This window comes from Kaistia adipata DSM 17808, from assembly GCF_000423225.1.
GTDB classification, from domain to species: Bacteria; Pseudomonadota; Alphaproteobacteria; order Rhizobiales; family Kaistiaceae; genus Kaistia; species Kaistia adipata.
The window spans coordinates 1-13,496 of the sequence record NZ_AUHO01000012.1 but is presented as its reverse complement, the minus strand read 5'-3'; the positions used below and the strand labels follow the sequence as shown (position 1 = coordinate 13,496).

The following is a 13,496-nucleotide window of genomic DNA, read 5'->3' as shown; positions in this document are numbered from 1 at the left end:
ACTGTTCTCTTTCATGCGACGCCTCGCTTCGTGCCGAGTGAAAGAGGGCGCCGGACACCCGATGGCCTTGCCGACTCACCGTTTCGTCCGCCCGTTTCGTCCGCTCACCAACGATCGCTAAAATCGTCGGAAACCGGTTAAGGCCGCATAAAAGGCTGATGCCTAGGGTAACGCGTCGAAGAAAAGAGATGGACACGACGTATGTCTCACCCGATCGCCGGACGAATTACCTTCAATCTTGTGGCCGGCATTGTCGTCACGATCGTGACCGTCATCTCGGGCGTCGCCTGGATGGCCTACCGACAGAATGATCAGGCTGCCCAGCAGACCCGGACGATGGTGATGGGCGGCGTTGACGCCATGCACACGCGCGTCCAGGGCCTGGCGAACGACTATTCGTGGTGGGAAGAGGCGTATGAGGCGTATGGCCGGGGCGACAGGGACTGGATCGACGCCAATATCGGCACCGGCATCGTCGATACGCTGATCGCCGATTTTCTCGCGATCCTGTCGCCGCAGGGCGAGCTGAAATATGGCTGGTGGACGCCGGAGGGCGCGCCGAGCCCGCAATCCGTCATGACGCCGGAGCTGATCGCGCGGATCCAGGAGCTGATCCGCACGGCGCCGATCGAGAACAACGCCGCCCGCTCCGCCTATATCGAGACGCCGGCCGGCACGCTGCTGTTCGCGGTGTCGCGCATCGCGCCCGTGTCGAAGCTCGATACCGTCAAGCCCGAGGATCTCCCGGTCCTGGTGATGGGCTTCTATCTGAGCACCCAGCGCCTGTCGGAGCTCGGCCGCAGCTTTCTCATCAACGATCTCCGCCTGCAGCCGGGCGACGCCGAGTCGGCGAAGGGCTTCCCCGAGATCCGCGACATCTACGGCAAGGTGATCGGCCATTTCGTCTGGACGCCGCCGACCCCCGGCTTCGCGGTGCTGCGCAACGTCGTGGCGCCGATCGCCGGCGGCCTGCTGGTGTTCTGCCTGATCGCCATGTGGACCGTGCTGCGCGCCCGCCGCCTGGCGCTGTCGCAGGCGCTGAGCGAGCGCCAGGCGGTCACCGCCGCCCGCACAGACAGCCTGACCGGCCTCACCAACCGCTATGGCTTCAACGAGCTCAGCGACAGCGATCAGTTTGGCGATGCCTGCGCCAATGGCGAGGCGGCGATCATCTATCTCGACGTCAACGGCTTCAAGGCGGTCAACGACTCGATCGGCCACCAGGGTGGCGACGAGCTGGTCGGGCTCCTGGCCGAGCGGCTGTCGATGATCCTGCCGCCCGACGCCCGCTTCGCCCGCGTCGGCGGCGACGAGTTCGCCGTGGCGCTGACCGGCAAGACCGCGCAGGCGACCGTCGCCGGCGTCGCCTCGGCCATGGTGCATTCGCTCGACCAGCCTTTCGGCGTAGCCGGCTTCCAGTTCCAGGTGACCGCGGCGGTCGGCTATGCGGTCGCCGACGGCAAGGACGTGACGCCGTCGGAGCTGATGCGCCGGGCCGACCTCGCCATGTACCAGGCCAAGAACGCGGCCGAGCGCGACGCCGTGCCCTATCATTCCGGGCTCGAGACCGGCGCGCTGCACCGCAAGCGCCTCGGCATCGCGCTGCGCGGCGCCATCGAGGCGGACGAGTTCTCCGTCGTCTACCAGCCGATCGTCCGGGCGAGCGACCTCGCCGTGGTCTCGGTCGAGGCGCTGGTGCGCTGGGACTCGAAGGAGTTCGGTCGCGTCTCGCCGGCCGAGTTCATCCCGGTGGCGGAGGAGACGGGCGCGATTCACGAGATCGGCAAGTTCGTGTTCCAGCGCGCCTGCCGCGACATGGTCGAATGGCCGGGCCTCAAGATATCGATCAACGTGTCGCCGGCGCAGCTGCGCGACCCGAGCTTCGCCAATGATCTCGGCGCCATCGCCCGCCGCCACGATGTCGTGCCGAACCGCTTCAAGCTGGAGCTGACCGAGGGCCTGCTGGTCCGCAACCCGACCATCGCCAAGCGCAAGCTGGCGCGCCTGAAGTCAATGGGCTTCGGCCTGTCGCTGGACGATTTCGGCACCGGCTTCTCGTCGATCGGTTATCTGCGCCAGTTCCCCTTCGACTGGCTGAAGATCGACAAGTCCTTCATCGCCGAGCTCGGCACCAACCCGACCGCGAATGCGCTGATCCAGTCGATGATCGCGCTCGGCGACGCCATGGACATCGCCGTCGTCGCCGAAGGCATCGAGACGGTCGAGCAGTTGCAGCTGCTGCGCCTGCTGCAATGCGAGTTCGTCCAGGGCTTCCACCTTTCCAAGCCGCTGGCGGCGGCCGAGGTGACGGCGCTGCTGGCGGGCCTGGGCGAGAGCCGCCGGCTGTTCCCCGACCTGCCGCCGCCCAAGGCCGAGCTGGAGCGCCAGATCAATCTGGTCCAGTCCTGAGCGCGGCGGCTGGTTTCCGAACCGGCCGCCTGCGATAGTCGGGACATGACGATTCACCAGAGCCAGCTTCAGGGTACCCTTGCGGCGGACGAAGCCCGCCGGATCGCGCTCGCCGCGCAGGGATTTGGCGGCGGCCGCGTCGACGGGCTGGCGCAATGGCGCCGGATCGCGCCCGTCGTCGCGCGGATGGGGCTGCTGCAGATCGATTCGGTGAACGTGCTGGTGCGCTCGCACTATCTGCCCGTTTTCAGCCGCATCGGCGCCTATTCCCGCGAGGCGCTGGACGAGCGCGCCTTCGCCGGCGGCGCCCGGCGGGCGCTGTTCGAATACTGGGCGCATGAGGCATCGCTGCTGCCGCTCGAGATGCAGCCGCTGATGCGCTGGCGCATGCGCAGGGCCACCGCTGGAATTGGCATCTATGGCGGCCTCGTCCGCTTCGCGACCGAGAACCCGGACTATATCCGCGCCGTCATCGCCGAGATCGGCCGGCGCGGCCCGCTCGCGGCGGGCGAGCTCGACGACCCGGGCGAGCGCAGCGGCCCCTGGTGGGGCTGGCACAAGGGCAAGACGGCGCTCGAATATCTGTTCTGGACGGGCGAGGTCACGACGAGCCACCGCCGCGGCTTCGAGCGCGTCTACGACCTGACCGAGCGGGCCATTCCCGCCGCTGTCCTGTCGGCGGCGACGCCGGAGGAGCCCGACGCGATCCGTGCCCTGACGCTCGCCGGCGCGCGGGCGCATGGCGTGGCGACCGAGATCGACATTCGCGACTATTTCCGCCTGCCGGTCGCCGAGACCAAGCGGGCGATCGCCGAACTCGTCGAGGACGGCGCGCTCGAGCCGGTGACGGTCGAGGGCTGGAAACAGCCGGCCTATCTCGCCGCGGGGGCCCCGATCCCGAAGCGGCTGACGCCGACGGCGCTGCTGTCGCCCTTCGATCCCCTGGTCTGGCACCGGCCGCGCACCGAGCGCATCTTCGACTTCCACTACCGGCTGGAGTTCTACACGCCGGAGCCGAAGCGAATCTTCGGCTATTTCGTCATGCCGTTCCTGCATCGCGGCCGGCTCGAGGGGCGCGTCGATCTGAAGGCCGACCGGGCCGGCGGGCGGCTGCGCGTCTTCGGCGTCTTCGTCGAGGACGGCGTGCGCCGAACCGACGACATGCTCGGCGCGCTGGCCGGGGGGCTTCGGCGGCTCGCCGGCTGGCTGCGACTTTCGGAGATTTCGGTGGAGGCGGACACACCGGCCGCGGTGACGCTTCGGCGCGCCCTGACCGTCGTCGACGACGATTCCAAGTCTAACGACTTCCTTCATTCGCCCTTATCGACTGAATGATTGTATGCCGTTAGGGTACACAATTCTAACGGTGCCATGAGTCTCATTCCGCGCTCGACCTTCAGATTCGCGCTGCGCATCGCCCTGCCGGTTCTCGTGATCCTGGCGGGCTCGATCATGTTCATGATCTTCGCCCTGAACGAGATGGCCGGCGAGGTCGACAGCATCGATGCCACGGCGACGACCGGCTCGGCCGATGCGTCGCTGCAGGCGATGCTGAAGCGCCTGCGCGAGGTCCATGGCGACTATGCCGTGTGGGACGACGCCGCGGTGCGCCTCTATGGTGTGGTCGATCAGGATTTCGCCGAGCGCAATTTCCGCGAGGCGACGCGCTCCGCCGTCTTTTTCGACGCCGCCTACCTGCTCGATGAAAACGGCCGGGCGGTCTTCTCCTATCGCCGTGGCGGGATCGCGCCGCGCGGGCCGATCGAGGAGTTCGGCTCGCCGCTGCAGGCGCTGACAACCGCGCTCGTCGAGAACTACACCCAGTATGACGCCAAGGTCGGCGTCATGAAGGACCGCTCGGGCGCCATCGCCGCGGTGGCGGTCGGCTCCGTACTGCCGTCGAGCCGGGACTCGCTCTTGCCGCAGGGGCGGCCGCGCCTGCTCGTGATCTCGCGCACCTTCGACGACGAGATGATCCGGAGAATGGGCAGCGACTTCACCATCAAGGGCATGGCGCTCAGCTTCGACCCTGACTACGACGGCCACAAGGTGCAGCTGATCGATCCGCTGGGGCAGGCCATCGGCGCGCTGACCTGGGAGCGCCGCAGCCCGGGCGGCGAAGCCTTTGGCCGGGTTGCGCCGCTCGCCTATGTCATGCTCGGGCTGATCGGCCTGACGATCCTGTTCCTGCTCGGCATCGGCTATGCCAACCTGATCTCGGCGCGCCGGCGCGAGCAGCAGGCCGTGCATGACGCCCATCACGACAGCCTGACCGGCCTGCCGAACCGCGCGGCGCTGATCAAGGGGCTCGACGCCGCCGTGCGCCGGACCGGGAAGCCGCCGCTCGCCGTGATCTTCCTCGACCTCGACGGCTTCAAGGAGGTCAATGATTCCTATGGCCACGAGACCGGCGATCACCTGCTGGTGCGGGTGGCCTCGGGCTTCCGCTCGATCTGCTGCGACCGGGGCCTGCTCGCCAGGGTCGGCGGCGACGAGTTCGCGCTGGTGCTCGACAACCGCGACACGGTCGGCGCGGCCGAGGAGATCGCCAACCGGCTCGTCCAGTATCTGCAGGCGCCGATCACCATCGACGGCCGCGTGCTGACCATAGGCACCAGTGTCGGCATCGCCTTCGCGGACGATGGCGGCATGTCGGCCGAGGAACTGCTGCGCCGCGCCGACGTGGCGATGTATCAGGCCAAGGAAATGGGCCGCAGCCGCGTCGCGCTTTACGATCGCTCGATCGACGCCGACAAGATCGAGCGGCGGCAGCTCGCCGACGAACTGCGCGCCGCGCTCAAGGCGGATGCGCTGCATATCGTCTACCAGCCGATCTATGACGCCAGGACCATGCGACCGGCGCTGGTCGAGGCGCTCCTGCGCTGGGACCATCCCGAACATGGCTCGATCCCGCCCGATCGCTTCGTCTCGGTCGCCGAGGAGATGGGGCTTATGGAGGAGCTGGGCACCTGGGTGCTCCGCCACGCCTGCCGCGACGCGGTCGCGTGGCCGGCCGTGCGGCTCGCCGTCAACGTCTCGGCCATCCAGTTCCGCAATCCCGGCTTCGACCGGATCCTGGCCACGATCCTGTCGGAGACGGGCCTGCCGGCGTCACGGCTCGAGGTCGAGATGACGGAGACCAGCCTGGTCGCCTATCCCGATCGCGCCCAGAACATCGTCGCCACGCTGCGCGTTCTCGGCGTGACGGTGGCGCTCGACGATTTCGGCACCGGCTATTCGTCGATCGGCTATCTCCGGCGGTTTGTCTTCGACAAGCTGAAGATCGACCGCTCGCTGGTGAACGGCGTCTCGGTTGATGTCGAGACGCGCCGGCTCTGCGAGGCGACGGTCGCGCTCGGCCTGGCGCTCAATCTCAAGGTCACGGCCGAGGGGCTGGAAACGGCGGCCGATGTCGAGATCATGCGGGCGGCCGGCTGCTCGCATCTGCAGGGCTATTATTTCCACCACCCGATGACGGCAGAGGCCGTCACCGAACTCCTGCTGGAGGCGGCCGCCGCGCGCGATCCCGACACGCTGCGGCGGGCCTGACGCCGCGGCTCAGGCCAGCGTCTTCACGGCGGCGGCGATCGCCTTGCCGAGTGCCACCTGCGCATCCGGATCGAAGTGAATGCCGTCAAAGGCGCTGGAGCGGATGTGCTGGCCGGCGTCGAGGAAGGCCGTGCCATGCTCCTTGGCGATCGCAGCGTAGAGCGTCGCGAAGGCCTGCGATTTGGCGAGGCCGCCCGCCAGCATCGGCGTATATTCCGGCTTCTCGCCCGTATGGTCGAGCATCGGCGGCGGCGCGACGATCAGGATCTTCGGCACGCCGGCATTGTTGCCGGCCTCGGCCTGCTTGATCAGCTTGACGAGCTCGCCGACGCCCTTGGCGATGTCCTCGGCCGGCACATTGAAGCGCGCCTTCAGGTCGTTGGTGCCGAGCATGATGACGACGACGTCGAGCGGACGGTGGCTGCGCAGGCAGGGCAGGAGATAGGCCTTGCCGTTCATGTACTCGCCCTCGATCGGGTCGGAATGAACGGTGGTGCGGCCTGGCAGGCCTTCCTCGATCACATGCCAATCATTGCCGAGCTCGGCCTGGGCGACGCCCGGCCAGCGCTCGTCGCGGCCATAGCGGTCGTCGGGGCGCGGAACGGTGGCCGCGCCCCAGGTGTTGGAATCGCCATAGGCGAGAACTGTCTTCATCGAATGCTGCTCCTCCCGGCGATTCGCTTCGCCGTCCCGCGATCAGACATCAAGCGTGCCTTATTTCTCAAGCCGGGGGCTTACGGTCTTGGCCGGCATCACTACGATCACGTCAGGCGACGGATTCTGTCCGGCCGCGAACGATCCGAAATGCCGATGGAGATGGATGAATGCGGAAGCCCGCCGAGACCGACGTGCCGATCCTGCCGGTGATTGCCGAGCGCTGGAGCCCGCGCGCCTTCGATCCCGTGAAGACCCTGACCGAAGCCGACCTGAAGCCGCTGTTCGAAGCGGCGCGCTGGGCGCCGTCCTCCTCCAACAGCCAGCCCTGGCGCTTCGTCTACGCCTTCCGCGGCGAGCCGTTCTTCGATGCGCTGGTCGATTGCGCCGCCGAGGGCAACCAGCCCTGGGTGCGGCGCTGCTCGGTGCTCGGCTACGCCATCGCCAGGACGCATTCCGACAGCGGCCGCGCGCTCTGGCACAATCGCCACGATACCGGCATCGCGCTCGGCTACCTGCTGCTGCAGGCGACCGCCAATGGCCTGGCCGTGCACCCCTTTGGCGGCTTCGACAGCGACAAGGTGATCGCCGCCGCCCATGTCCCCGAGGGCTTCGAGCCCTGCACGGGCATCGGCATCGGCTTTGCCGGCGATCCGGACGTCCTGCCGGAGCGCGACCGCGAGCGCGAGCTGGCCGGCCGCACGCGTCGCGCGGTGCGTGATTTCGCCTTCCATGGCGGCTGGCCCGAGGGCTGAGCCTCCGGGGCCGCAGCATCCCATGGTGGCCGGCCATCGCGCCGGCCGCCTTCCGTCCCGCCCGGGCGCCGGCCGGGGCGGATGCGCGTGACGCAGCGGGCGGCCGGCAAGACTATAATATTATTCAAATATGTCTTCTTGTTCCGAAGCTGTGTCGGGTGTTCCGTGAAGTAGGTCGGTGCCGCGATACAGTTTTGAGGTGCGCACCTAGATTGAGTTGACATTCGCTCCGGGGCGTATCCCTAATGATGCCCAAGACACGCCGGAGGACTTGACTATCCGGTGACGGGGGAGGGCGGCCGAATGGCCGTTCCGTCGCTGCGACAACCAAAAATCGCGTGTCTCTGGGAGGACTGAAATGAGTGACGTGCCGTTTCGCGCGACCAGTCGTCGTACGCTCCTGAAATCCCTCATGGCCGGTGTCGGCGCCGTCGCGATCGGCGGCGGCATGGGCCCCGCCTTCGCCGAGGACCGAACCCTCGTCATCAACACCAACATCGGCGGCGAGGGCCAGCGTAAGCTGATGGCCCAGTTCATCGACGAGTTCACCAAGGAGACCGGCATCAAGGTCCAGCAGAACGCGATGGACCATGAGGGCTACAAGACGGCGATCCGCAATTTCCTCGTCGCCAATCCGCCGGATGTCTGCCTCTGGTTCTCCGGCGACCGCATGCGCGCCTTCGTCAATCGCGGCCTGTTCGACGACATTTCCGACCTCTGGGCCAAGGAAGGCTGGGCCGACAAGGTCGGCGCGCTGACCACGACCGTCACCGTCGACGGCAAGCAGTACGGCGTGCCGACGGGCGCCAGCTTCTGGGGCATCTGGGCGCGCAAGGACTATCTGGAGAAATACGCCGGCGGCAAGGAACCCCAGACCTGGGACGAGCTGGTCGCCTTCGGCGACAAGATGGTGGCCGACGGCATCTCGCCGTTCGCGATCGGCACCAAGGACCTCTGGCCGACCGCGGCCTGGTTCGACTATCTGAACCTCCGCATCAACGGCTACGACTTCCACATGCAGCTGATGGCGGGCGACGCCTCCTACGAGGATCCGAAGCTCGACGCCGTCTTCGACAAGTGGCAGGAGCTGATCGACAAGAAGTTCTTCATTCCGAACCACACCTCCTATGACTGGCAGGGCGCGGTGCCGTTCCTGCTGCAGGGCAAGGCGGGCATGTATCTGATGGGCCAGTTCCTGACCCGCAACATCCCGGCCGGCGACCTCGACAACTACACCTACCTGCAGTTCCCGGTGATCGACGCGGCCGTGCCCGTCGCCGAGGAATTCCCGGTCGATTCCATGCACATACCGTCGGGCGCGAAGAACAAGGATCTGGCGCGCCAGTTCCTGACCTTCTTCTACCAGCCCGAGCGGCTGGCGCTCTGGGTCGAGCCCGAAGGCAACATCCCGACCCGCTCCGACGTGCCGGCGCTGAAGAAGGACTGGCTGCTCGAGAAGGGCCAGGCGATCCTGAAATCGGCGAAGTCGGCCTCGCAGTACTATGACCGCGACACCGATCCCGACATGGCGCAGATCGGCATGAACGGCTTCCAGCAGTTCATGGCTGATCCCTCCAGCCGCAAGCAGGTGCAGGCGCGGCTCGAGCAGACACGCCAGCGCATCTTCAAGAAGGACTGACGCGAGCGACCGGCGCGGCAGAGGTCGCGCCGGTCTCCTTCATGTCGGCCGGGCGCGGGATACCCCGCACCGGCCGGCGGTTCGGCAGGCGGACGGCGCATTTCATGGCAGACGTGTTGCGAGCATCGGGCGGACGCAGGGAGGAACTCCGGGCGCCGTCCTCGGCCTGGCGGCGGCATCGGGAATGGATCACGCCGACCCTGCTCCTGGCGCCGGGCCTGATCCTCTTCCTGCTGATCATCGTCATACCGACGCTGCAGAGCTTTCGCCTGAGCCTCTATGACTGGGATGGCCTCGGCCCGCAGACCTGGGTCGGGCTCGGCAATTATCGCGAGCTGATCTCCGATCCGCAGTTCATCACCAGCCTGCGCAACAACGTCATCTGGCTGGTGCTGTTCATGATCGCGCCGGTCGGCGGGCTGGTGCTGGCGCTGCTGGTCAACCAGAGGATTCGCGGCATCCGCCTGGCCAAGTCGCTGTTCTTCATGCCGCTGGTGCTGGCGCCGGTGACGGTCGGCGTCGTCTATACCTGGTTCTACGATCCGACCTTCGGCATGACGGCGCTGATCTTCCAGGCCTTCGGCGCCACGGCGCCAGCGATCCTGTCCGATCCTCAGCTCGTCACCTTCGGGATCGTCGCGGCGGCACTCTGGCCGCAGATCGCCTTCTGCATGGTGCTGTTCCTCGCCGGCTTGAACAATCTCGACGAGGACGTGCTCGGCGCCGGTCGGGTCGACGGCGCGCGCGGCTTCCTGATGTTCTGGCATGTCGTGCTGCCGCAGCTCCGCGCCGCAAGCTTCATCGCGCTCACCGTGACGGTGATCGGCGCGCTCCGCAGCTTCGACCTGATCGCGATCATGACGCAGGGCGGCCCCTACGGCTCGTCCTCCGTGCTTGCCTACCAGATGTACGAGCAGGCGATCTTCTCCTACCGCATGGGCTATGCGGCGGCGATCGCGACCGTGCTGTTCGCCGTGATGGCGGTGTTCATCACCTGGTACCTGATGCGCGTCGTCCGCGCCGAGCGGAGCCGCGACCGATGAGCTATCCGCTTCCGATTCAGCAGGCGAAACCGACCACCCGCGCGCTCTATCCGATCGCCATCATCGTCGTGCTGGCGCTCTGGCTGCTGCCGCTTTTCGCCATCACGCTGACGTCGATCCGCTCGGCCGAGGATCTGATGGTCGGCAATTACTGGGGCTGGCCGAAGAGCTTCAACCTGTTCGAGAACTACCAGGCCGTCTTCACCCAGACGCCGATGGCGCGCTTCTTCCTGAACTCGATCGTCATCACCGTGCCGACCGTGTTCTTCGTCATGATCCTGTCGACCATGATGGGCTTCGTGCTGGCGCGCTATCGCTTCCGCGGCAACATGCTGCTGTTCGCGCTTTTGATCGGCGGCAATTTCATTCCGCACCAGATCCTGATGATCCCGGTGCGCGACTTCATGCTGAAGGTCGGGCTCTACGACACCCCCTATGCGCTGATCCTGTTCCACACCGTGTTCCAGACCGGCTTCGCGACGCTCTTCATGCGCAATTTCATCGCCGAGCTGCCACGCGAGCTGTTCGAGGCGGCCAAGGTCGAGGGCACCTCGCCCTGGCAGGTGCTCTGGCATGTGGTGACGCCGCTGGTGCGGCCGGCGCTCGCTGCGCTGGGCGTGCTGATCTTCACCTTCGTCTGGAACGACTATTTCTGGGCGCTGGTGCTGACCCAGGCCGACACGGTCCGTCCCGTCACCGCCGGCCTCGCCACGCTGCGCGGCCAATACGTCACCGCCTGGAACATCATTTCGGCCGCGACGGTGCTTGTCGCCATCCCGCCGGTCGTGATGTTCTTCCTGATGCAACGCCATTTCGTCGCCGGACTGACGATGGGCGCGGTCAAGGGCTAGCCGTTCGCGATTTCCGTTTCCCCAACCTTCCGCCGGCGACCCGCGCCGGATGATCGACAACGAGAGAGACTGACATGACGACTGAGGGCAACAGCCAGCAAACCGTTCGCTGGGGCATCATCGGGCCGGGCGGCATCGCCAAGGCGTTTCGCGATGGCCTGACGCATTCCAGGACAGGCAGGCTGGTCGCCATCGGCACGCGCAATCCCGCAAAGCCCGGCCTCTCCGAGGATTTCCCCGGCGCCCGCATCCATGACGGCTACCAGGCGCTGCTCGACGATCCCGAGGTCGAGGCCGTCTATATCGCGACGCCGCATCCCGGCCATGCCGAATGGGCGATCAAGGCGGCCGAAGCCGGCAAGCACGCACTGGTGGAGAAGCCGCTCGGCCTGACCGCCTTCGAGGCCGAGGCGATCTTCCACGCCCACAAGAAGGCCGGCACCTTCGCGGGCGAAGCCTTCATGTACCGCGTCCATCCGCAGACGAAGAAGCTCTACGACCTCGTCGCCAGCGGCGCGATCGGCGAGGTGCGCGCCATCAAGTCGAGCTTCGGCTTCGCCATGCCGAAATTCGATCCCGAGCACCGGCTCTACGCCAACGACCTCGCCGGCGGCGGCATTCTCGACGTCGGCTGCTATCCGGTCTCGATGACGCGGCTGATCGCCGGCGCGGCCGCCGGCAAGCCCTTCCTCGATCCCGTCCAGGTGCAGGGCGCGGCGCATCTCGGCAAATCCGGCGTCGACGAATGGGCGGCTGCGATCCTGACCTTTCCGAACGAGATCATCGCCGAAGTCTCCTGCAGCGTGTCGCTGGCGCAGGACAACGTGCTGCGCATCCTCGGCACCACCGGCCGCATCGAGGTCTCCGACTTCTGGTTCGCCGGCGGCAAGCAGGGCGGCACCGGCACGATCCGCATCGTGCGGCCGGACGGCAGCACGGAAGCGGTCGAGGTGGTCGAGCCCGGCTGGCTCTATTCCTTCGAGGTCGACGCGGCGGGCGAGGCGATCCGCGCCGGACGGCAGGAGCTGGCGTCCCCCGGCATGAGCTGGGCCGACACGCTCGGCAATCTGCGCACGCTCGACAAATGGCGCGCCAATGTCGGCCTCGTCTACGACATCGAGAAGGCGTCGCGGAAGACCGCCACCATCAAGGGCGCCAGGCTCGCGCGCGGCGAAAAGTCGATCCCGAAGCGCCAGATCGCCGGCGTCAGCCAGCCGACTTCCGTCGCCGCGCTCGGCTTCGAGTTCTTCCCCGATTTTGCGAGCGCATCGGTGCTGCTCGACGCCTTCCACGAGGCCGGCGGCAATCTGTTCGACACGGCCTACATCTATGCCGGCGGCAAGACGGAGAAGATCCTCGGCGACTGGCTGACCAGCCGCGGCGTGCGCGACGAATCCGTCATCATCGGCAAGGGCGCGCATTCGCCGCTCGTCTATCCCGACGTCATCGGCAAGCAGCTCACCGAGACGCTCGACCGGCTCAAGACCGACCATGTCGACATCTACTTCATGCATCGCGACAACCCGGACGTGCCGGTTGGCGAGTTCGTCGACGCGATGGATGCCGAGGTGAAGGCCGGCCGCATCCGCGGTCCCTATGGCGGCTCCAACTGGACGCGCGAGCGCATGGACGCGGCGATTGCCTATGCCGAGGCGAACGGCAAGCAGAAGCCGGGCGCGCTCTCCAACAACTTCTCGCTGGCCGAGATGCTCGATCCGATCTGGGCCGGCTGCGTCGCCGCTTCGGATGATCCGTGGAAGGCCTGGCTGAACGAGCGCCAGATCCCGAACTTCGCCTGGTCGAGCCAGGGGCGGGGCTTCTTCACCGACCGCGCCGGCCGCGACAAGCGCGACGACGAGGAGATCGTCCGCGTCTGGTATTCGGAGAAGAACTTCGGCCGCCGCGACCGGGCGATCGAGCTGGCGAAGAAGCTGGGCCGCGACCCGATCCACGTCGCGCTTGCCTATGTTCTGGCGCAGCCCTTCCCGGTGGTGCCGCTGATCGGCCCGCGCACGCTGGCCGAGCTCGAGGATAGCCTCTCCGCGCTCGACATCAAGCTGACGCCCGAGCAGGTCGCCTGGCTCGACAAGGGCTGAGCGGACCCTCACCCCAACCCTCTCCCGCATGCGGGAGAGGGGACCGGCTGCCATACTGAGGTAGTCGCGTCCGTACGCCAGTCTCAAGCGCCTGGTTTCAAAGAACTCGACCATCATCCTGAGTGTCTGGCCCGTAATGTCTAGGTGGTCCTGATCAAGTGTGATTCTCTTTGATTTGCGAAGATCAGGGAGGCTCACAGCATGGTTTGGACCAAGACCACCCGGCGGCAGCATGAGCGTGCGGCGGGGCGCTATGCAAGCGATTTGACGGATACGGAATGGGCGCTGATCCTGCCATTTTTGCCGGCGAAGTCGGCGCTGGGCCGCCCGCCGTCCACGTCGATGCGGGCGGTCGTCAATGCGCTCTTGTATGTGTTGTCGACGGGGTGCCAATGGCGTTCGGTTCCGCGCGATTTCCCGCCACGCACGACCGTGCAACGGTACTTTTACCGCTGGCGCGACCAAGGCATCTGGGAGCGGCTGAACGCGCATCTGGTCGC

The 13,496-nt window shown here is 66.8% G+C and carries 10 protein-coding genes; 9 read left to right on the top strand and 1 reads right to left on the bottom strand.

Translation table 11 applies throughout. The features are described from left to right. Window positions 1-201: 201 nt before the first annotated feature. Genes G539_RS0112365 through G539_RS26225 form a run of 3 tightly spaced genes read left to right on the top strand, consistent with a single transcriptional unit; the run spans window position 202 to window position 5,958 of the window. Window positions 202-2,409 carry a putative bifunctional diguanylate cyclase/phosphodiesterase gene (locus G539_RS0112365; RefSeq protein WP_084639968.1) on the top strand — a complete coding sequence of 736 codons (2,208 nt, stop codon included), beginning with the start codon at window positions 202-204 and terminating at the stop codon, window positions 2,407-2,409. A gap of 45 nt (window positions 2,410-2,454) precedes the next feature. Continuing rightward, on the top strand, window positions 2,455-3,744 hold the full coding sequence (locus tag G539_RS0112360; protein WP_029075481.1) for a winged helix-turn-helix domain-containing protein: 1,290 nt from the start codon (window positions 2,455-2,457) through the stop codon (window positions 3,742-3,744). Between the two features lie 36 nt (window positions 3,745-3,780). Further along, on the top strand, window positions 3,781-5,958 hold the full coding sequence (locus tag G539_RS26225; RefSeq protein ID WP_051231343.1) for a putative bifunctional diguanylate cyclase/phosphodiesterase: 2,178 nt from the start codon (window positions 3,781-3,783) through the stop codon (window positions 5,956-5,958). Between the two features lie 9 nt (window positions 5,959-5,967). Here G539_RS26225 and G539_RS0112350 read toward each other — a convergent pair whose 3' ends face one another. Then, window positions 5,968-6,612, bottom strand: a complete 645-nt coding sequence (locus G539_RS0112350) for an SGNH/GDSL hydrolase family protein (RefSeq protein ID WP_029075480.1) — start codon at window positions 6,610-6,612, stop codon at window positions 5,968-5,970. Between the two features lie 170 nt (window positions 6,613-6,782). On the opposite strand from G539_RS0112350, the gene G539_RS0112345 reads away from it, so the two are divergent. The 6 genes from G539_RS0112345 to G539_RS0112320 all read left to right on the top strand — a co-directional run. Beyond that, on the top strand, window positions 6,783-7,367 hold the full coding sequence (locus G539_RS0112345) for a nitroreductase family protein (protein WP_029075479.1): 585 nt from the start codon (window positions 6,783-6,785) through the stop codon (window positions 7,365-7,367). A gap of 358 nt (window positions 7,368-7,725) precedes the next feature. Continuing rightward, window positions 7,726-9,006 carry an ABC transporter substrate-binding protein gene (locus G539_RS0112340; RefSeq protein WP_029075478.1) on the top strand — a complete coding sequence of 427 codons (1,281 nt, stop codon included), beginning with the start codon at window positions 7,726-7,728 and terminating at the stop codon, window positions 9,004-9,006. Between the two features lie 104 nt (window positions 9,007-9,110). Next, window positions 9,111-10,049, top strand: coding sequence for a carbohydrate ABC transporter permease (locus G539_RS0112335; RefSeq protein WP_245576875.1), 939 nt, complete (start codon window positions 9,111-9,113; stop codon window positions 10,047-10,049). Continuing rightward, window positions 10,046-10,900, top strand: a complete 855-nt coding sequence (locus G539_RS0112330) for a carbohydrate ABC transporter permease (protein WP_029075476.1) — start codon at window positions 10,046-10,048, stop codon at window positions 10,898-10,900. The genes G539_RS0112335 and G539_RS0112330 overlap by 4 nt, the downstream gene beginning before the upstream one ends. A gap of 74 nt (window positions 10,901-10,974) precedes the next feature. Next, the gene (locus G539_RS0112325) at window positions 10,975-12,996 is read left to right on the top strand and encodes an aldo/keto reductase (protein WP_029075475.1); all 2,022 of its coding nucleotides are present in this window, start codon (window positions 10,975-10,977) and stop codon (window positions 12,994-12,996) included. A 201-nt stretch (window positions 12,997-13,197) separates the two neighbouring features. Next, a partial coding sequence (locus G539_RS0112320) for a transposase (protein WP_029075474.1) occupies window positions 13,198-13,496 on the top strand: 299 nt, incomplete at its 3' end.

Bases quoted from the DNA above. Each gene is read 5' to 3' on its own strand.
- G539_RS0112365 (WP_084639968.1), top strand. From the start codon at position 202: ATGTCTCACCCGATCGCCGGACGAATTACCTTCAATCTTGTGGCCGGC.
- G539_RS0112360 (WP_029075481.1), top strand. From the start codon at position 2,455: ATGACGATTCACCAGAGCCAGCTTCAGGGTACCCTTGCGGCGGACGAA.
- G539_RS26225 (WP_051231343.1), top strand. From the start codon at position 3,781: ATGAGTCTCATTCCGCGCTCGACCTTCAGATTCGCGCTGCGCATCGCC.
- G539_RS0112350 (WP_029075480.1), bottom strand. From the start codon at position 6,612: ATGAAGACAGTTCTCGCCTATGGCGATTCCAACACCTGGGGCGCGGCC.
- G539_RS0112345 (WP_029075479.1), top strand. From the start codon at position 6,783: ATGCGGAAGCCCGCCGAGACCGACGTGCCGATCCTGCCGGTGATTGCC.
- G539_RS0112340 (WP_029075478.1), top strand. From the start codon at position 7,726: ATGAGTGACGTGCCGTTTCGCGCGACCAGTCGTCGTACGCTCCTGAAA.
- G539_RS0112335 (WP_245576875.1), top strand. From the start codon at position 9,111: ATGGCAGACGTGTTGCGAGCATCGGGCGGACGCAGGGAGGAACTCCGG.
- G539_RS0112330 (WP_029075476.1), top strand. From the start codon at position 10,046: ATGAGCTATCCGCTTCCGATTCAGCAGGCGAAACCGACCACCCGCGCG.
- G539_RS0112325 (WP_029075475.1), top strand. From the start codon at position 10,975: ATGACGACTGAGGGCAACAGCCAGCAAACCGTTCGCTGGGGCATCATC.